The sequence below is a fragment of the Actinoallomurus soli genome, from assembly GCF_024055715.1.
Taxonomy (GTDB): Bacteria; Actinomycetota; Actinomycetes; order Streptosporangiales; family Streptosporangiaceae; genus Actinoallomurus; species Actinoallomurus soli.
Genome location: NZ_JAMXMV010000029.1, coordinates 36,416 through 54,024 on the forward strand (window position 1 = coordinate 36,416; position 17,609 = coordinate 54,024).

Annotated in this window: 19 protein-coding genes; 15 read left to right on the forward strand and 4 right to left on the reverse strand. The window is 72.1% G+C overall.

Annotated elements, in window-relative coordinates:
- Nucleotides 1–24 precede the first annotated feature (24 nt).
- From NDW01_RS38245 to NDW01_RS38255, 3 genes are all read left to right on the forward strand, one after another.
- On the forward strand, nt 25–1,701 hold the full coding sequence (locus NDW01_RS38245; RefSeq protein WP_252829288.1) for a hydantoinase B/oxoprolinase family protein: 1,677 nt from the start codon (nt 25–27) through the stop codon (nt 1,699–1,701).
- A 142-nt stretch (nt 1,702–1,843) separates the two neighbouring features.
- Nucleotides 1,844–3,217: an MFS transporter gene (locus NDW01_RS38250; RefSeq protein ID WP_252829290.1), complete on the forward strand. Its 1,374-nt coding sequence runs from the start codon at nt 1,844–1,846 to the stop codon at nt 3,215–3,217.
- 96 nt (nt 3,218–3,313) lie between these two features.
- The gene (locus NDW01_RS38255; RefSeq protein ID WP_252829292.1) at nt 3,314–4,906 is read left to right on the forward strand and encodes a gamma-glutamyltransferase; all 1,593 of its coding nucleotides are present in this window, start codon (nt 3,314–3,316) and stop codon (nt 4,904–4,906) included.
- Nucleotides 4,907–4,986: 80 nt separating this feature from the next.
- Here the strand turns inward: NDW01_RS38255 and NDW01_RS44105 are convergent, their stop codons facing one another.
- Both NDW01_RS44105 and NDW01_RS38265 read right to left on the reverse strand, forming a co-directional pair.
- Nucleotides 4,987–5,697 (reverse strand): GNAT family N-acetyltransferase, encoded by a 711-nt coding sequence (locus NDW01_RS44105; protein WP_252829294.1) that lies wholly within the window; start codon nt 5,695–5,697, stop codon nt 4,987–4,989.
- A gap of 111 nt (nt 5,698–5,808) precedes the next feature.
- On the reverse strand, nt 5,809–6,705 hold the full coding sequence (locus NDW01_RS38265) for a helix-turn-helix transcriptional regulator (RefSeq protein WP_252829296.1): 897 nt from the start codon (nt 6,703–6,705) through the stop codon (nt 5,809–5,811).
- Between the two features lie 164 nt (nt 6,706–6,869).
- On the opposite strand from NDW01_RS38265, the gene NDW01_RS38270 reads away from it, so the two are divergent.
- The 12 genes from NDW01_RS38270 (at nt 6,870) to NDW01_RS38325 (ending at nt 16,246) form a co-directional block, all read left to right on the forward strand.
- Nucleotides 6,870–7,208, forward strand: a complete 339-nt coding sequence (locus tag NDW01_RS38270; RefSeq protein WP_252829298.1) for a carboxymuconolactone decarboxylase family protein — start codon at nt 6,870–6,872, stop codon at nt 7,206–7,208.
- 60 nt (nt 7,209–7,268) lie between these two features.
- Nucleotides 7,269–7,463: a cupin domain-containing protein gene (locus NDW01_RS38275; RefSeq protein ID WP_252829299.1), complete on the forward strand. Its 195-nt coding sequence runs from the start codon at nt 7,269–7,271 to the stop codon at nt 7,461–7,463.
- Complete coding sequence (locus tag NDW01_RS38280; RefSeq protein WP_252829301.1) at nt 7,445–7,669, forward strand: cupin domain-containing protein; 225 nt, start codon at nt 7,445–7,447, stop codon at nt 7,667–7,669. The genes NDW01_RS38275 and NDW01_RS38280 overlap by 19 nt, the downstream gene beginning before the upstream one ends.
- 172 nt (nt 7,670–7,841) lie before the next feature.
- Entirely contained in the window at nt 7,842–8,039 is a 198-nt protein-coding gene (locus NDW01_RS38285) for a hypothetical protein (protein WP_252829303.1), read from the forward strand.
- On the forward strand, nt 8,039–8,905 hold the full coding sequence (locus NDW01_RS38290) for a PhzF family phenazine biosynthesis protein (protein ID WP_252829305.1): 867 nt from the start codon (nt 8,039–8,041) through the stop codon (nt 8,903–8,905). Before NDW01_RS38285 ends, NDW01_RS38290 begins: the two co-directional genes overlap by 1 nt.
- 201 nt (nt 8,906–9,106) lie before the next feature.
- Nucleotides 9,107–10,456, forward strand: a complete 1,350-nt coding sequence (locus NDW01_RS38295; protein ID WP_252829306.1) for a replication-associated recombination protein A — start codon at nt 9,107–9,109, stop codon at nt 10,454–10,456.
- Nucleotides 10,457–10,566: 110 nt separating this feature from the next.
- Nucleotides 10,567–10,941 carry a DUF948 domain-containing protein gene (locus tag NDW01_RS38300; protein ID WP_252799986.1) on the forward strand — a complete coding sequence of 125 codons (375 nt, stop codon included), beginning with the start codon at nt 10,567–10,569 and terminating at the stop codon, nt 10,939–10,941.
- Entirely contained in the window at nt 10,938–11,180 is a 243-nt protein-coding gene (locus NDW01_RS38305; protein ID WP_252783331.1) for a hypothetical protein, read from the forward strand. The genes NDW01_RS38300 and NDW01_RS38305 overlap by 4 nt, the downstream gene beginning before the upstream one ends.
- Nucleotides 11,180–13,846 (forward strand): alanine--tRNA ligase, encoded by a 2,667-nt coding sequence (gene alaS, locus NDW01_RS38310; protein ID WP_252829308.1) that lies wholly within the window; start codon nt 11,180–11,182, stop codon nt 13,844–13,846. Before NDW01_RS38305 ends, alaS begins: the two co-directional genes overlap by 1 nt.
- Entirely contained in the window at nt 13,843–14,301 is a 459-nt protein-coding gene (gene ruvX, locus NDW01_RS38315) for a Holliday junction resolvase RuvX (protein WP_252829310.1), read from the forward strand. Before alaS ends, ruvX begins: the two co-directional genes overlap by 4 nt.
- Nucleotides 14,298–15,470, forward strand: a complete 1,173-nt coding sequence (gene mltG / locus NDW01_RS38320; protein ID WP_252829311.1) for an endolytic transglycosylase MltG — start codon at nt 14,298–14,300, stop codon at nt 15,468–15,470. The genes ruvX and mltG overlap by 4 nt, the downstream gene beginning before the upstream one ends.
- Nucleotides 15,467–16,246, forward strand: a complete 780-nt coding sequence (locus tag NDW01_RS38325) for a shikimate dehydrogenase (RefSeq protein ID WP_252829313.1) — start codon at nt 15,467–15,469, stop codon at nt 16,244–16,246. The genes mltG and NDW01_RS38325 overlap by 4 nt, the downstream gene beginning before the upstream one ends.
- On the opposite strand, the gene NDW01_RS38330 is transcribed toward NDW01_RS38325, so the two are convergent.
- Both NDW01_RS38330 and NDW01_RS38335 read right to left on the reverse strand, forming a co-directional pair.
- Nucleotides 16,241–17,251 (reverse strand): hypothetical protein, encoded by a 1,011-nt coding sequence (locus NDW01_RS38330; RefSeq protein WP_252829318.1) that lies wholly within the window; start codon nt 17,249–17,251, stop codon nt 16,241–16,243. The two genes, NDW01_RS38325 and NDW01_RS38330, sit on opposite strands and share 6 nt — an antisense overlap.
- Nucleotides 17,248–17,580, reverse strand: coding sequence for a PadR family transcriptional regulator (locus tag NDW01_RS38335; RefSeq protein ID WP_252829320.1), 333 nt, complete (start codon nt 17,578–17,580; stop codon nt 17,248–17,250). The genes NDW01_RS38330 and NDW01_RS38335 overlap by 4 nt, the downstream gene beginning before the upstream one ends.
- Nucleotides 17,581–17,609 lie beyond the last annotated feature (29 nt).

Below are 17,609 nucleotides of genomic sequence, written 5' to 3' on the forward strand. Positions count from 1 at the left end.
TTCCGGCCCGCCCCGAGGAACGCAATGAACGCCAACGCCAAGAGCACAGCCGCACCGGACCCCGTGCTGGTCGAGGTCATGGGCTCGGCCCTGTCCTCCATCGTCGAGGAGATGGGCGAGACCCTGGTGCGCGCCGCCTACTCCAGCAACATCAAGGAGCGCCGGGACTGCACCGCCGGCCTGTTCGGCGCCGACGGCCACATGCTGGCGCAGTCCGAGCAGGCCTCGCCGATCCACCTCGGCTCACTGATCGGCGTCGTCTCCGCCGTCCTGGAGCGTTTCCCCGTCGAGGAGATCCTCCCCGGCGACACCTTCATCAGCAACGACCCGTACTCCGGCGGCGGCTCCCACCTGCCCGACATGGTGCTGGTCACGCCGGTGTTCGTGGACGGCCTGCTGACCGCCTGGGCCGCCAACCTGGCCCATCACGCCGACTTCGGGGACCGGGGCCACGCCCACATCTTCCAGGAGGGCCTGCGCATCCCGCCGGTGCGGTTCGCCCGCGACGGCAGGATCCAGGAGGACGTCTTCCGGCTGATCCTCACCAACTGCCAGGTCCCGGCCGAGCGGCGCGCCGACTTCCGCGCCCAGCTCGCCGCCAACCGGCTCGCGACCGCCCGGTACACCGAGCTGGCCGGGCGCTACGGCCGCGACACCATGATCGCCACGGCGGCGGCGCTGCTCGACTACACCGAGCGCCGCACCCGCGCCGCGATCGCGGAGGTACCGGACGGCACCTATACCTTCCGCGACCGGTTCGACTGCCCCGAGCTGGACGATGAGCTCGAGTTGCGGCTGACGGTCACGGTGACCGGCGACGAGCTGCACTTCGACTTCGCCGGCAATCCGGATCAGGTCCGGGCCTCGGTGAACATGGTGTGGACGGCCCTGTACGCCACCGTCTACTACGCGGTGAAGACCCTGGTCGACCCGGACATCCCGTCGAACGCGGGCCTGCACCGCCCGATCCGCATCGACGCGCCGCTCGGCTCCATCGTCAACTGTGTCGAGCCCGCCGCCGTCAACGGCCGTACCGAGACCTGCCAGCGCGTCGTCGACCTGGTGCACGGGGCCCTGGCACCGGCGGTGCCCGAGCGGGTGACCGCCGCCGCCAACGGCGCGAACACCGGAGTGCACTTCTCCGGGCTGGACTCCCGCACCGGCCGGTACTTCGTCTATCTGGAGACCATCGGCGGCGGCTCAGGCGCTCGTGCGACCAAGGACGGGCTGGACGGCGTGCAGGTGCACGTCACCAACACCTCCAACCTCCCGGTGGAGTCGCTGGAGACCGAGTATCCGCTGGTCGTCGAGGCATACGAGCTCGTCGAGGACTCCGGCGGCGCGGGGCGGCACCGCGGGGGCATGGGCATCCGCCGCACCGTGCGCGTCGAGGACTCCGACGTGCAGTTCTGGCTGGACACCAGCCGGCGGGCCTCCCGGCCCTGGGGCCTGTTCGGCGGACGGCCCGGCGCCAGTGCCCGCGTCGAGCTCAGCGACGGAGCCCGGCCCGTGGTGCACGGCCACACCGTGCTGCAGCCCGGCGATCGGGTGAGCATCGTGACGGCCGGCGCCGGCGGCTACGGCGACCCGGCCGAACGCTCGCCCGAACAGGTGCGGCGCGACATCCGCGAGCAGGTGATCTCCCCCGAGCAGGCGCGCGAGCACTACGGCGAGATCGCTCTCCCCACCGAGGAGTCCTGACCCGGCACCGCCGCACGCCATCCCCGACCGCACCGCACCGCACCGCATCGCCCGTCCCGGCCACACCGCACTCCCGTCCCGGCCCACCGGCCCGCCACTGCGGGCCGGCGTCTCCCCCCACCCCCCAGAAAGGAGAGGTCCGGTGAGCCACACCGCAGCGCCGTCCAACGGCGACTCCGCCGGCACTCCCGCCTCCGGTCCCGCCCGCGACCACACCGGAGCCCCGCCGACCGCCATCTCATGGCGCCGGATCCTCTTGTCCGCCGTCCTCGGCAACACCGTCGAGTGGTACGACAACGCCCTCTACGGCATCCTGGCGGTGATCATCGCCCGGCGGTTCTTCGCCGGCGGCGACTCCACCGCGGGCCTGATCTCGACCTACCTCGCCCTGATCCTCTCGTACGCGGTCCGCCCGATCGGCGGCACCCTCATGGGCCGCATCGGCGACGTCAAAGGACGCAAGTACGTCCTGACGCTGACGATCATGCTGATGTCGGTCGGGACCGTGGCCATCGGGCTGCTGCCCTCCTACGCGGCCATCGGCGTCGCCGCGCCCGCCCTGCTCGCCGTGTGCCGGGTCGTCCAGGGCGTCGGCGCCAGCGGCGAGTACACCGCGGCCGCCGACTTCCTGCTGGAGCACGGCGACCGGCGCCGCAACTACCTGTCCGGGCTGTGCGTCGGCTCGACCTCGCTCGGCCCGCTGCTCGCCTCGGTCGTCGCGTACGTCATGATCCTGGCCGTCCCGGAGCACGCCTTCGACTCCTGGGGCTGGCGGGTGCTGTTCCTCCTGGCGGCGCCGCTGTCGCTGGTGACCATCTACATCCGCAGACACGTCACCGAGACCCCGGAATTCCAGCGGGTGATGGCGCAGGCGAAGGCGGAGACCGTCAAGCAGACGCCGTTCCGGGAGGCGGTGCGCGAACACTGGCTCGACATGCTCCGCGCGATCGGTCTGGGGGCCGGTCAGCGGATCGGTTCCTTCGTGATCCAGAGCTACTTCGTCACCGCGCTCGTCCAGAACGGTTTCGGCGAGGACCAGGCACTGCTGGCCGCCATCCTCACGTACGTCGTCGGAGCACCGGCGGCGATCTGGGGCGGCCGCATGGCCGACCGGCACGGTGGACGGCGCCTGCTGGTGGCGGGCTACTCGGTGTTCGTCATCTTCACCGTGCCGACCTTCCTCGCCATCGAGTCGGGCTCGGTGGTCCTCGCGTTCATCGCCGTGGTCGTCTTCACCGTGATCAACAACATCATCGGCGGGCCGCTCACCACCGCGTACGTCATGAGCTACCCGGCGCACGTGCGCGGCACGGCCTCGGCCCTCAACTACAACGTCGGAACGACGCTCCTCGGCGGCACCGCGCCGCTGCTCGCCGCCTGGCTGCACGGGCTCACCGGCACGGACGTGTCCTTCGGCTGGTACATGACGTTCTTCTGCCTGGTCTCCGCGCTCGTCGCCGGCTTCGCGCTGCCGAAGGCCATCGACGAGGCGCGAGGGCTCCCGGCCGCCGCGTAGCGGCCTCCCCGGTGGCGGCCGGGTCCGGGCGGCGGGGGCGCCCGGACCCGGCCCGCCCGGCCGCGTACCCCCGTGTCGAACATCGGAAGGAAATACATGGACACCGCGCTCCCGGCCCGTTATGGGCGTAAACCCCTGGTCACCGGCACGTCGGGGATGGTGGTGACCTCGCATCCGATCGCGGCCCGTGCCGCGCGCGACGTGCTGCGCGAGGGCGGCAACGCCTGCGACGCGGCGCTCACCGCCGCCGCCGCGCAGTTGGTCGTGGAGCCGCACATGACGTCGCTCACCGGCGGACTCAGCATGCTGCACCGCCGGGCGGCCGACGGCGCGACCGTGTACCTCAACGGCAACGTCAACGCGCCGCTGGCACCGCTGCCCGACTTCACCGGGGCGGACCTGACACGGGGGAGGGGTGTTCCCGTGCCCGGCTGGTGGCCCGCCTTCGACGAGGCGCGGCGCCGGTTCGGCAGTCTGCCGGTCACCCGCCTGCTCGCCCCCGCGATCGCGGTCGCGCGGGAGGGCTTCGAGGTCAACCCGTTCCTCTTCGGGCTCATGTACGGAGCGCAGGCCGACCTGGGCGCGTCCGAGCAGATGCGCGAGGTATTCTTCCCCGACGGGCACCTGGCGATGCCCGGGCAGGTCATCCGGCAGGAGCGGGCCGCCCGCACCCTGGAGCGGCTGCGCGACGAGGGCATGGACTACTACCTCGGCGACTTCGCCCGTGCCTTCTGCGAGACCGTGCGCTCCGACGGCGGGGTCATCGGGCCGGCGGACTTCGAGCAGTACCGCGTGCTCCTGCAGGAACCGGTACGGGGCACGTACCGCGGGGCCGAGGTCGTCGCCTCCCCGCCGCCGGACGACGGGGGCGCCCAGCTCGTCGAGGCCCTCAACATGCTGGAGACCGTGGACGTGGCGCGGCTCGGCCCGCCGTCCGCGTCACCGGAGTGCCTGAAACTGCTGGTCCAGGTGCACAACACCGTGTACTACGCGCCGCCCCGGCAGCACGGCCCGGAGCAGGACGGAGAGCGGCTCGCGCTGCTGCTGTCCAAGGAGTACGCCCGCACCAGGATGGCGCTGTTGTCGTCCCGGCCTCCGCTCGGCGCCGCGCCGCCGACCCCCGGCACCATCCACGTCTCCGTGGTGGACCGCAACGGCGACATCGCCTCGGTCACCCACTCCCACATGGCGTCCGGTTGGGTGAACGGGCTGTTCTGCGAGGGTTTCCAGCTGTCCGGAGGCGGCTCCTTCTTCCAGCGGGTGATGCCGCAGCCGGGCGAGCGGGCCTGCGTCTACCTCGCGCCCAACATCGTCCTCCGGAACGGCAGGCCGGTACTCGTCTCCGGGTCGCCGTCGGTGTCCCTGGTGGCCTGTGTGCTGCAGAACGTCGTGAACCTGCTGGACTTCGGCATGACGATCGAGGAGTCCGTGCAGGCGCCGCGGTTCGGCGCCCGTCCGCACTCGCCCGAGCGGGGCTGGGAGCCCGGCAACCTGCTGGAGGCCGGCCTCGCGCCGGAGGTGCTGCGGGAGTTCCGCGCCTGGGCCGGGCGGGAACGCCTGTGGACGCGCGTGACCAACCCCTGGTACGCGCTCACCGGGAACTTCGAGGGCATCACCCTGGACCCGGCCACCGGTGTCATGGCGGCGTGCGCGGACCCACGCCGGGTCGGTGCGGCCGAGGCCGCGTGACCGATGGGCGGCTGGCCGGCGGGGGCGTATCGTCAGCAGTCACTGTTCGGCCACGGGGCGGCGCAGTACGCGCCGGGAGACTAAGCCGGGAGGCGCCCGCTGGTGCGGGCCTCGTCGTCGAAGCCGAGCCGGTCGTACAGCCGCATGGCCGCCGTGTTGTCCCCGTAGACCCCCAGGCCCACCCCGTCGCAGCCCTCCGCGAGCAGCCGGCGCATCGCCCAGGTCGTGATCGACGCGCCCAGCGCCCGGCGTCGGGCCTCCGGGCGCACCGCGATCGCCGCCACCTGGCCGATCTCCGGGGAGGTCGTCGTGTCGGCGAGACAGGCCAGGAGCCCACCGTCCTCACCCCTCACGGCCGCCCAGCGGCGGGCCCTGCCGTTACGAGGCCAGACCGACCAGTCCGGACCGGTGCGCTTCAGCAGCTCCGTGATCGCGTCGGTGTCGCCGTGCCAGTCGACCAGGTCCTCGCCGGGCCGGCGCGGCGGCGCCTCGTACGCGACCCGCCACTGCCAGTCGACCGGGTCCGCCAGCGGCAGCGGGGTGCCGCGCGGCACGTTGACGTACACGTTCGCGGGCAGCTCACCGCGCAGCCCGGTCAGCAGGCCGGCCACCGCCTCGGGCGTGCCCAGCCCCACGACCCGCCGGACCGTGGCACGGTCGGGATTCAGGTGCAGGAACGCGACCGCTCCATCCGCGCGCCAGGCCCTGCCGCGTCGCTCGGGGTGCACACTGCGGATCAGAGGGTGGCCTCCGGTGATCGCCAGGAGGTCGTCGATCGAGGAGGGGGTCACGCCGCCAAGGCTAACGCCGCCCCCACCCGACCGGCTCACGACCCCGCCGCCGGTGAGCCCCGGACCGTGACGGTCCGTTCGCGCCCCACCGGTCCTCGATCCGGGCGGAGATCAGCCGTCCGACGTGCGGGCCTGGCCCTCCGGCCGGGCCGGCCGCGTCCGGTCGGTGGTGGCGGCCCAGGCGGCGAGCAGGCTGAGCGCGTCGTGGGCCGGGGTGCCGGGTTCGGCGCTGAAGGCGGTGAGGGTCAGACCGGGGTCGGCGGGCAGGGGCATCGCCTCGAAGGGGAGGGCGAGGTCGCCGACGACGGGGTGGTGGAAGTTCTTGACGCCGGTGTGGTGCAGACGGACGTCGTGCGCGGCCCACAGGGTGCGGAATTCCTCGCTGCGGGTGGCGAGCTCGCCGACGAGGTCGGTCAGGGGGCGGTCGTACGGATCCCGGCCGGCCTCGGTGCGCAGCAGGGCCACGGTGGTGTGGGCGGACTCCTCCCAGTCGGGGTAGAAGTCGCCGGCGCGGGGGTTGAGGAAGCGGAACCGGGCGAGGTTGACGGGCCGGACCGGGTCGTCGACGACCGGTGAGTACAGGGCGCGGCCGAGCCGGTTGGACGCGACGATGTCCAGCCGCCCGTTGCGGACGTACGCGGCCGTGTCGGTCATCGAGTCCAGCAGGTGCCGGATGCCGGGCCGGATCTGCTGCTGCGCGGGGCGGCGGCGGGTGCGGGGCGTGGCGTTGGCGGTCCGGGCGAGGTCGAACAGGTGGGCGTGCTCGGCCTCGTCCAGCTGAAGGGCGCGGGCGAGGGCCTCCAAGACGCTCTCGGAGACCCCGCCGAGGTTGCCCCGCTCCAGGCGGGCGTAGTACTCGGCGCTGACCCCGGCGAGCATGGCGACCTCCTCGCGGCGCAGGCCGGGAACGCGCCGGTGACCGCCGTAGGCGGGCAGCCCGGCCTGCTGCGGGGTGATCTTGGCTCGCCGCGAGGCCAGGAACTCGCGGACCTCCCGGCGGTTGTCCATGTCTTCCGAGGTTAGGCGGGTTCCGAAGGTCCTGGGGTGTTCTGTCAGTACACCGAACGGCAGGAACTCCCTCACCGGCCCGGCCGGCGGTTTCCTGGTCGATGCCCGGGGTGCGCGGCCCGCCTCCCCGGCCCCTATGACCGGCCACATCGAAAGGCATGACGATGACAGAGAGCACGCAGCCCTCGGGCGCCCGTACGCTGCTCGGCGAATTCGCGCCCAAGCTGGTGGAACTGACCGATGAGGTCCTGTTCGGGGACGTGTGGGAGCGTCCGGGGCTGTCCCCGCGCGACCGGAGCCTGGTCACCGTCACCACGCTGGCGGCGCTGTACCGCACCGAACAGCTGGACTTCCACCTGCGCACGGCGCTGAACAACGGCCTGAGCAAGGACGAACTGGTCGAGGCCCTCACCCACCTGGCCTTCTACGCCGGCTGGCCGAACGCCATGAGCGCGGTGACCCGGCTGAAGAGCATCGTCGAGGAAACCGGCCCGGCCGCCTGACCACCCCGCCCGTACCCGGCCGCGCGGCCTGCGCGGCGGTGCACCGAACAAGGAGATTCGATGGAGATCCTGAAGCAGCCCCCGACGATGAAGCTGCCCGAGCAGTGGTTCACCGGCGACGCCTGGGCGGACGTGATCTACCGGGGCGAGGAGCCCTCCCGCGCGCGGGCGAACATGGTCCGCTTCGCGCCCGGACCGCCTGGCACTCCCACGGCCTGGGCCAGACCCTCTACATCGTGGAGGGAACCGCCCTGATCCAGTCCCGCGGCGGCGAGATCATCGAAGCCCGCCCCGGGGAGGTGATCTGGACGCCGCCGGGCGAGGAGCACTGGCACGGTGCCGCCCCCGACCGGTTCATGGTCCACCTGGCGCTGTGGGAGACCGACGACGTCGACTGGCTGGAGCACGTCACCGACGACGAGTACGCCGGCCCCCGCATCAGCGCGCGTACCCGTCCCTGACCGAGGCGACGACCGAGGGGTGAGGCGGTAGCCGTCATCGTGCCGGGCGGCCAGACGGGCGGCGGTCGGTGCGCCGAACCGGGTGCTGAGCACCCTGGAGCACACGCGCTCGCAGCGGCTGGAGTTCGTCGAAGCATCATGGTGATTCGGAACTCGAAGCAGGAGGGCTCGAATGTCGGGCATCGAACCACTCAATCCGGCTCATCCCGCCTCCGCCGGCCGGGCGCTCCGCCGGTGGACGTCCACGGGCGTCCCGTACGCGCCGCTCACGCTGTTCCGTGTCCCGCACCGCAAGGTCGCCCTGGTCCCCGGATCGCCGGAACCGCCTCGGCGGGCCGGAGCCGAGCGGTCCGGCGAGAAGGACCTGTGATGAGCGGGGACGGGTCGCGAATCACGATCGTCCACGCGTGCCTGCGTGACGGGCGAGGCGGCAGTCCGACCGCGGTGATGGAGGAGGCGCCGTTGACCGACGGCGAACGCCGCCGCGTGCCGGTCCTGATGGGCACCTCGCACGCGGTCTTCGTCTCCGCGCACGACGGACCCGATGGGCCCGTGGCGGCCCTGCGATTCTTCACCGCCGAAGGGGAACTGCCCGCGTGCGGTCACGGAACGGTCGCGGCCCTGGCCTTCCTCGCCGAACGCGCCGGGGGCGGGGACCACCGCACGACGCTGCACACGTCGGGACGCGCCTTCACCGGCCGGGCCGTACCGCAGAACGGGAAGATCACGGCCTCCTTCGACACCGGCCCCGTCGACCTGCGTGAGCCCACGGCGATCGAGCGTGACCTCGTCCTGCCGACCCTCGGCGTCGCTCCGGACATCCTCATGCCCGGTACGCGGATCGCCGCGGTGGGAAGGCCGCGGTTGCTGGTTCCCGTCGCCACGCGCTCGGCACTCGCCACGCTCGACCCGGATCAAGAACGACTCCGCGCCGCCTGTGACAGGCTCGGCCTCCTGGGCTGCTACGTCTACTCCATGCCCGAGGCCACCGGCCGGGCCGCGGCCCGCATGTTCGCCCCCTCGATCGGCGTCCCCGAGGACGTCGCCAACGCCAACAGCACCGCCTGCCTCGCCGCCGACCTGGCCGACCGGGGCGTCACCGGCGTCACCGTGGACATGGGGGACCGCCTCGGCACTCCTGCGACGATCACCGCCACCACGCGGCCCGGCCCGCCGGGCCCCCTGGTCCGCCTGAGCGGTGCCGCGCGGATCACGCGCGTCCTCCGCCTGCCCTGACCGACCGAGGGCGTGGCCGTCGATCGCACCGGACCACGACCCTGCTGCGGGCGGGACCGGAGACGTACGAGAGCCTCTTGCCGATCACGAGGGAGATCCGCCGTCGTGCGGGTACTCCCCGGACGGCGAAAGGGGGAGCAGCCGTCGTGGTGATCGCCTCCGTCGCGCTGAGCGGCCTCGGCGAACGGATAGTGTCGAGGCGTGGTGCGCAGGGAACCTGAACAGGCCGACAGCCTCTTCGACACGCCCGCCGAAGAGGCGCAGCAGGCCAACGCGCCGCTGGCGGTACGGATGCGCCCGCGCGGCCTCGACGAGGTCGTCGGCCAGGAGCACCTCCTGGGCCCCGGCACCCCGCTGCGCCAGCTGGTCGAGCGGGACGTCCCCATGTCCCTGGTGCTGTGGGGGCCGCCCGGCACCGGCAAGACCACCCTCGCGTACGTCGTCAGCCAGGCGACCGAACGCCGGTTCGTGGAGATCTCCGCGGTCTCCGACGGCGTCAAGCAGGTCCGCGCCGCCATCGACGTGGCAAAGCGCGAGCTGGGCATGGGCGGCCGGCAGACCGTGCTGTTCGTCGACGAGGTGCACCGGTTCAACAAGGCCCAGCAGGACGCCCTGCTGCCCGCCGTCGAGAACCGCTGGGTGTCCTTCATCGGCGCGACCACCGAGAACCCCTTCTTCTCCGTCATCAGCCCGCTGCTGTCCCGCTCCCTCCTGCTGACGCTCCAGCCGCTCGGCGACGACCAGCTCCGCGAGGTGATCCGCCGGGCCCTGACCGACGAGCGCGGCCTCGGCGGCGCGGTGAAGCTCGCCGAGCCCGCCGAGGACCACCTCGTACGCCTGGCGGGCGGGGACGCGCGCCGGGCGCTGACGTACCTGGAGGCCGCCTCGTACGTCGCCCCGAACGGCGCGGCCATCGACGTCGACGTCCTGGAGAAGGCGGTCGACCGGGCGGCGGTCCGCTACGACCGCGAGGGCGACCAGCACTACGACGTGGTCAGCGCGTTCATCAAGAGCATCCGCGGGTCCGACGTCGACGCGGCGCTGCACTACCTCGCCCGCATGATCGAGGCCGGTGAGGACCCGCGCTTCATCGCCCGGCGGCTGATCGTCCACGCGAGCGAGGACATCGGCATGGCCGACCCCACGGCCCTGCAGACGGCGACGGCCGCCGCGCACGCCGTGGAGTTCGTCGGCCTGCCGGAGGCCCGCATCAACCTCGCCCAGGCGGTGATCCACCTGTCCCTGGCGCCCAAGTCCAACGCCGTGATCACGGCGATCACCGAGGCGAGCGCCGACGTACGGCGAGGGCTGGTCGGCCCGGTGCCGCCGCACCTGCGCGACGCGCACTACAAGGGCGCGGCCAAGCTCGACCACGGGAAGGGCTACCGCTACGCCCACGACTTCCCCGGCGGGGTGGTCGAACAGCAGTACGCGCCGGACGCCGTGGCGGGCCGGGAGTACTACCATCCGACCAGGCACGGCATGGAGGCGCGCTTCTCCGACGTGGTGGAGCGGCTCCGCGCCGTGCTGCGCGGCAGGCGCGCCGACTGAGACCGCGCCGTCGGCGGGTGCGGCATGGTCGCCTGGGCGCGTTTTCGCAAGCCCGGGACGGTAAGGTCGGTCCGACCGAGTTCTCCGCGACCACAGGAGGAGGAAGCCGCATGCTGACGGGCGAACAGCTGGCCGGGCTGATCGTGGCCATGTTCTGGGCGATACTCGTCTCCTTCCTCGCCTACGTGCTCTTGAAACTCGCCCGGTTGCTGACCGAGGCGACCAAGACGGTGGCGGAGCTCGGCGACCGGACCGCCCCGCTGCTGGACGACATGGCCGGCACGGTGGAGCGGGCCAACGAGCAACTGGACCGGGTCGACGTGATCACCAAGAACATGGGCAGCGTCAGCCAGAACGCCGCCGCGGTCAGCACCACCGTCACCTCGATCGTCGGCGGCCCTCTCGTGAAGGCCGCGGCGTTCTCCTATGGTGTCCGTAAGGCCATCGGCTCCCGTGGCCACGGCAACCAGGACGGCAAGCGATGATCCGGCGACTCTTCTGGCTGTCGCTGGGCACCGCGTTCGGCGCCTGGTCGGCGTTCCGGCTCAAGCGGGCGGTGCGCGCCGTCCTGCCGGGCAGCCTCGCCCACCAGGCCACCGGGCTCGGCCGGACCGTACGAGGGTTCGCCGGCGACGTCCGCGTCGCGATGAACCACCGCGAGGAAGAACTGCGCGACGCCCTGCGCCTCGACGCACACTCCGATACTGACAAGGACCTGCACTGATGGAGTCGGCAGAGATCGCCCGCCGTTTTCTCCGCTTCTTCGAGGAGCGCGGCCACACCGTGGTGCCCTCGGCCAGCCTGATCGCCGAGGACCCCACGCTGTTGCTGGTCAACGCGGGCATGGTGCCCTTCAAGCCGTTTTTCCTCGGCCAGCGGACCCCGCCGTACCCTCGGGCCACCAGCGTCCAGAAGTGCATCCGGACCCCGGACATCGACGAGGTCGGCAAGACCACCCGGCACGGCACGTTCTTCCAGATGCTGGGCAACTTCTCCTTCGGGGACTATTTCAAGGAGGGGGCGATCCCCTTCGCGTGGGACCTGCTGACCCGGTCGGAGGCCGACGGCGGGTTCGGGTTCCCGGAGGACCGGCTCTGGGCCACCGTCTACCACGACGACGACGAGGCCTTCGAGATCTGGCACAAGAAGGTCGGCCTGCCCGAGGAGCGCATCCAGCGCCGCGGCATGGCCGACAACTTCTGGTCGATGGGCGTGCCCGGCCCCTGCGGTCCCTGCTCGGAGATCTACTACGACCGCGGCCCCGAGTACGGCCGTGAGGGCGGCCCGGTCGCCGACGAGGACCGCTACCTCGAGGTCTGGAACCTCGTCTTCATGCAGTTCGAGCGGGGCCCCGGCGCGGGCAAGGAGGGCTGGCCGATCCTCGGCGAGCTCCCCGCCAAGAACATCGACACCGGCATGGGCCTGGAGCGCATGGCGGCGATCCTCCAGGGCGTCGACAACATCTACGAGATCGACACCATGTGGCGGATCCTCGACCGCGCCGCCGACCTCACCAAGACCAAGTACGGCCGCGACGCACGGGCCGACGTGTCCCTGCGCGTGATCACCGACCACGTCCGCAGCGGCACGATGATGGTCGCCGACGGCGTTGTGCCCTCCAACGAGGGCCGCGGCTACGTCCTGCGCCGCATCCTGCGCCGCAGCATCCGGCACCTGCGGCTGCTCGGCGCCGGCGACGACCGCTACCTGCACGAGCTCACCGCCGCCGCGATCGACGGAATGGGTGAGACCTACCCGGAGCTGCGCTCCGACGCCGCCCACATCCACACGGTCATCGACGCCGAGGAGCAGTCGTTCCTCGCCACGCTCCGCACCGGCACCGCCATCTTCGACGCCTCGGTGGAGGAGAGCAAGCGCCGCAAGGAGTCGACGCTGTCGGGCAGGCAGGCGTTCACGCTGCACGACACCTACGGCTTCCCGATCGACCTCACCCTCGAGATGGCGGCCGAGCAGGGCCTGTCCGTCGACGAGAACGAGTTCCGCCGCCTGATGGACGAACAGCGGCAGCGCGCCAAGGCCGACGCCGCCGCGAAGAAGACCGGCAACCTCGACGTGTCCGTGCTGGGCGGCCTCCTGGAGCAGACCGGCTCGGTGCGGTTCACCGGGTACGACGCGGTCGCCGGCGAGGCTCGGGTGGTCGGCCTGATCGTCGGCGGCGCCAGCGTGCCGTCGGCGGGCCAGGGCAGCGAGGTCGAGGTCGTGCTCGACCGCACCCCGTTCTACGCCGAAGGCGGCGGCCAGCTCGCCGACCAGGGCGTCATCCGGTTCGGCAACGGCGCCGAGGTCGAGGTCCTCGACGTCCAGACGCCGCTGTCCGGCCTGATCGTGCACCGCGGCCGCGTCCGCAGCGGCGAGGCGCAGACGGGCGACACGGCGTACGCCGAGATCGACGTGGAGCGGCGCCGGGCGATCTCCCGCTCGCACACCGCCACGCACATGGTCCACCGCGGGTTCCGTAACGCGCTCGGCGAGTCGGCCGCCCAGGCCGGTTCGGAGAACGCCCCGGGCCGGTTCCGGTTCGACTTCACCGCCTCGGGCGCCGTTCCGCTCAGCGTCCTGCGCGACGTCGAGGACGAGGTCAACGCCATCCTCATCGACGACCTCGGCGTGCACGCCTCGGTCCACCCGATCGACGAGGCGCGCAAGATGGGCGCGCTCGCCCTGTTCGGCGAGAAGTACGGCGACGAGGTGCGCGTCGTCGAGATCGGCGAGTACTCCCGCGAGCTCTGCGGCGGCACCCACGTCGCGCGCTCCGGCCAGCTCGGGCTGATCAAGGTGCTCGGCGAGCAGTCGATCGGCGCCGGCGTGCGCCGCGTCGAGGCGCTCGTCGGCATCGACGCCTTCCGGTACCTCGCCAAGGAGAGCGTGCTCGTCGCTCAGCTGTCCGAGCAGCTGAAGACCCGGCGCGAGGAGCTCCCGGAGCGGATCTCCGGAGTGGTCACGCGGCTGCGCGAGGCCGAGAAGGAGCTGGAGAAGATCCGCTCCCAGCAGGTCCTGCAGATCGCCGGTGAGCTGGCGGGCGGAGCCGAGGACGTCGGCGGCGTCGCCTTCGTCGCCCACCGGGTGCCCGACGGCACGAGCGCCGACGACCTGCGGCGGCTCGCCATGGACGTGCGGGGCCGCCTGTCGGGCCGGCCGGCCGTCGTCATCATCGCGGGCGTCCCCAAGGACCGTCCCGTGATCGTCGTCGCGACCAGCGACGAGGCCCGCGCTCGCGGCCTCCGCGCGGGCGCGCTCGTCGGCGTCGCCGCCAAGGTCCTCGGCGGCGGCGGTGGCGGCAAGGACGACCTGGCGCAGGGCGGTGGCGCGAACCCCGGCGCCATCGACGAGGCCCTGGGCGCCGTCCGCCGAGCTGTGGCGACCACGTGAGACAAGGCGTGCGCATCGGCGTCGATGCGGGCAGCGTCCGCATCGGCGTCGCGCGCAGCGACCCCGGCGGCATCCTGGCCTCGCCCCTGGAGACCGTACGGGCGGGTAAAGGCGACATCGACCGGATCGTTCAGATCGTCGCTGAGAACGACGCGATCGAGGTGGTCGTCGGGCTGCCGACCTCTCTCTCCGGGCGAGAGGGACCGGCGGCCGCGACGGCCCGCCGGTTCGCGGAGAAGATCGCACAACGCCTGGATCCCGAGACGGTACGGCTGTTCGATGAGAGACTCACCACCGTGACAGCCGAAAGTGGCCTCCGGGACAAGGGAGTGCGCGGACAGGCGCGGCGCAAGGTCGTCGACCAGGCGGCGGCCGCGGTGCTGCTGCAGGCGGCGCTCGAGGCCGAGCGCTTGACGGGCCGCCCCCCTGGGGAGACTGTCCAGGGGGACTCATGAGCGACGCAGACCTTGATTTCTTGCGCCAACTCTCCGAGCGCCAGCAGCGCCCGGAGCCTCCCGGCGATGCGCCACAGGCCCCTCGGTCCGGCCGGGGACGGCGCCGTAAGAAGACCCGCAAGGGGCGCAGGCTCGCGCCTCTCATCGCGATCGCCTTCCTGCTCGCGATCGTGTGCGGCGGTGGCTACATCGGCCTGACCACGATCAACGGCATGCTCAACCCGCCCGACTACAAGGGTGAGGGCACCGGCAGCGTCACCGTCTGGATCCATGAGGGCGACTCGGTCGCCCTCATGGCGAACCGGCTCAAGGACGCGGGCGTCGTCAAGTCGGTCGACGCGTTCATCAAGCTCGCGTCCAAGGACACCAGGGCGACGAGCATCCAGCCGGGCTACTACCACCTGCGCCGGCAGATGTCGGTGAAGTCGGCGCTCGACCTCCTGCTCAGCGACGCGTCCCGCGCGGGCCGCCTCACGATCCCCGAGGGCAAGCGGGTCGCCCAGATCCTGCCGTTCCTGGCCAAGAAGACCCACATCCCGCTGAAGGACTTCCAGAAGGCCGCGAACCACCCGGAGAAACTCGGCCTGCCCTCGTACGCCAAGGGCAAGCTCGAGGGCTATTTGTACCCCTTCACGTACGACCCGGACCCGAAGGCCACGGCGACGCAGGTCCTGCGCTCGATGGTCGACCAGTTCAAGAAGGTCGCCGTCGACGTCGACCTGGAGGCGAAGGCGCGCGACCTGGGCATGTCACCCGGTGACGTCGTCACGATCGCCAGCCTCGTCCAGGCCGAGAGCGGCCGGCCGGAGGACATGCCGAAGGTCGCCCGGGTCATCGACAACCGGCTCCACAGCTCGCAGCCGTGGATGAGGAAGCTCCAGCTCGACAGCACCGTGATGTACGCCCTGGGCAAGTACAACACCGTCGCCACCTACGCGGAGACGAAGACGAACAGCCCGTACAACACCTACATGGTCTCCGGCCTGCCGCCCGGCCCGATCGACAACCCGGGTGAGGTGGCGCTGAAGGCCGCGCTCGAGCCCGCGCCGGGCAACTGGCTGTACTTCGTGGCCACCGACCCGAAGAACCGGGTCACCAAGTTCACCTCGAGCTATGCCGAGTTCCAGAAGCTCAAGCAGGAGCTCGCCCGCAACACGGGGCACGGATGACGCGCGCCGCCGTCCTCGGATCGCCGATCGCGCACTCGCTGTCGCCGGCGCTGCACCGCGCCGCGTACGCCGAGCTCGGCCTCGACTGGACCTACGAGGCCGTCGAGTGCCGTGAGGAGGACCTCCCCGGCCTGCTGGAGCGGCCGTGGGCGGGCCTGTCGCTCACGATGCCGCTGAAGCGGGCGGTGCTGCCGCTTCTCGACGAGGTGTCCGGGCTGGCCCGCGCGGTGGGCGGCGCCAACACGGTGGTCTTCCAGGAGGGCCGCCGGCTCGGTTACAACACCGACGTGCACGGGATGGTGACCGCGCTGACCGAGGCCGGCGTGCGAGCGCCCGGGTCGGCCGCCGTGCTCGGCGGCGGCGCGACCGCGTGCTCGGCCCTCGCGGCCCTGCGCGATCTCGGCCTGCCGAAGGCCGTGATCGTCGTACGGAGTCCGGGGCGCGCCGCCGAGGCGGTGTCGGCGGCCGACCGGCTGGGCGTCTCGGTGTCGGTGCAGACGTTCGCCGACGCGATGCCGCACGCGGACCTGATCATCTCGACCCTGCCGGCTCACGCCGCCGACCCGTACGCCGAGGCGATCGCCGGGGCGACGGACGCCCTCTTCGACGTCGTCTACGCGCCGTGGCCGACCGCCGCCGCCGAGGCCGTCGGCGGGCGCGGCGGCATCGTCGTGGGCGGGCTGCCGATGCTGGTGCACCAGGCCGCCCGCCAGGTCGAGCTCATGACGGGGCGCACACCCGCTCCCGTGGAGGCGATGCGCGCCGCCGTGTCATGACGTGCTGCGGCGTCGTCCGCGAAGGCGCGCGGCGAAGGCGCCGGCCATGATCGCCAGCAGTACCGGAAAAGCGGCGATGAGCAGCGCGCCGGCCGCCGAACCGAGCGTTCCGAAGCTTGTGAACCACAGGACGAGTGTGCACAGCAGCGGCGACAAGGCGAGCAGGACAACGGCGATCGACCGGCGGCCGTACGCCGATCGCGGGCGGGCGCAGGCGACGAGCATCAACGCGAGCGCGCCGGCCGCCGGCAGCCAGATCGGATCGGAGATCGTCGCAGACCGCACCAGGACGACGCCGTGCCCCTCCGGTAGAGAGTCTTCCACTGCGGGAAGCCCCAGCAACGCGTAGGCGAACATGGCGGCGCCCACCAGGAGGGCGGCGCCGCGCCACCGGCCGAGCAGCGCGAGGGCGTGGCGGAGACCATCGGACAGGGACAGCGCCGAGGCGGCCAGGACCGCCACGCCGAACCACATGAGGTTGCCCTCCACGTCACCGGTCTGCAGGGCGTAGTGCCCCTGCGCCACTGCCAGCCACGGCAGTTGCGACAAGGCCGCGGCCCATGCGAGACCGACGGCCGAGTGACGCAGCCGCAGCAGGCTCAGCGCGCCGACGAGCGGCCATGGTGCCCACATCGTCCACACCTGGGCGGGTTCCGGGAACAGGTCCGCGTAAGAGCGGCCCGAGTCGACGTCGAACGTGATGAAGCCCTTGGGCATCAGCATCGTCTCGTCCCGGAAGTAGGCGATCAGGGCGGTACACGCCAGCGCGGCCGTCACCAGGGCGAGCACGGCGAACGCGTCGCGCCAGACCGGGCCGCCGAGAGACCGGATCTCGCGCCGCAGGCGGATGCGGACGGCTCCTCCGACGAGGTCGGCGGCCTCCCGGACGGTCGGACGTTCCTGGCCGGGGCCGGCGGTGGCGAGAAGGACGCCGAGCATCTCCTCGCGCCGGTCGGCCGGGTACAGCCGCAGCCAGCGGCTCAGGCGGTGTTCGAGGGGGCTCATGCGGATCCTCCGGCGAGGCGCAGGCGTGCGGTGGCGGTCTCGGCGTTGTGGCGCAGGCGTTCGGCCTCCGCGGCGAGACGCGCCGCGCCGGTCTCGGTGAGGCGGTAGTAGCGGCGCAGCCGGCCCTCGACGACGTCCTCCCGGTCGATCTCCGCGAGACCGTCGGCGGTCAGCCGGTCGAGGGCCGCGTAGAGGGTCCCGGCCCGGAGGCGCACCCGCCCGTCGGAGATCCGCTCGACGTCGCCGATGATCCCGTAGCCGTGCTGCGGCCCGGCCGCCAGCGCCGTGAGGATCAGGAACGTCGGTTCCTGGAGCGGCCTGTGTTTCATACCGTCGTTATATACCGATGGTCGATACA

Bases quoted from the DNA above. Each gene is read 5' to 3' on its own strand.
- alaS (WP_252829308.1), top strand. From the start codon at position 11,180: ATGGAGTCGGCAGAGATCGCCCGCCGTTTTCTCCGCTTCTTCGAGGAG.
- NDW01_RS38290 (WP_252829305.1), top strand. From the start codon at position 8,039: ATGAGCGGGGACGGGTCGCGAATCACGATCGTCCACGCGTGCCTGCGT.
- NDW01_RS38300 (WP_252799986.1), top strand. From the start codon at position 10,567: ATGCTGACGGGCGAACAGCTGGCCGGGCTGATCGTGGCCATGTTCTGG.
- NDW01_RS38255 (WP_252829292.1), top strand. From the start codon at position 3,314: ATGGACACCGCGCTCCCGGCCCGTTATGGGCGTAAACCCCTGGTCACC.
- NDW01_RS38285 (WP_252829303.1), top strand. From the start codon at position 7,842: ATGTCGGGCATCGAACCACTCAATCCGGCTCATCCCGCCTCCGCCGGC.
- NDW01_RS38330 (WP_252829318.1), bottom strand. From the start codon at position 17,251: ATGAGCCCCCTCGAACACCGCCTGAGCCGCTGGCTGCGGCTGTACCCG.
- NDW01_RS38245 (WP_252829288.1), top strand. From the start codon at position 25: ATGAACGCCAACGCCAAGAGCACAGCCGCACCGGACCCCGTGCTGGTC.
- mltG (WP_252829311.1), top strand. From the start codon at position 14,298: ATGAGCGACGCAGACCTTGATTTCTTGCGCCAACTCTCCGAGCGCCAG.
- NDW01_RS38335 (WP_252829320.1), bottom strand. From the start codon at position 17,580: ATGAAACACAGGCCGCTCCAGGAACCGACGTTCCTGATCCTCACGGCG.
- NDW01_RS38265 (WP_252829296.1), bottom strand. From the start codon at position 6,705: ATGGACAACCGCCGGGAGGTCCGCGAGTTCCTGGCCTCGCGGCGAGCC.
- NDW01_RS38305 (WP_252783331.1), top strand. From the start codon at position 10,938: ATGATCCGGCGACTCTTCTGGCTGTCGCTGGGCACCGCGTTCGGCGCC.
- NDW01_RS38325 (WP_252829313.1), top strand. From the start codon at position 15,467: ATGACGCGCGCCGCCGTCCTCGGATCGCCGATCGCGCACTCGCTGTCG.
- NDW01_RS38270 (WP_252829298.1), top strand. From the start codon at position 6,870: ATGACAGAGAGCACGCAGCCCTCGGGCGCCCGTACGCTGCTCGGCGAA.
- NDW01_RS38275 (WP_252829299.1), top strand. From the start codon at position 7,269: ATGGAGATCCTGAAGCAGCCCCCGACGATGAAGCTGCCCGAGCAGTGG.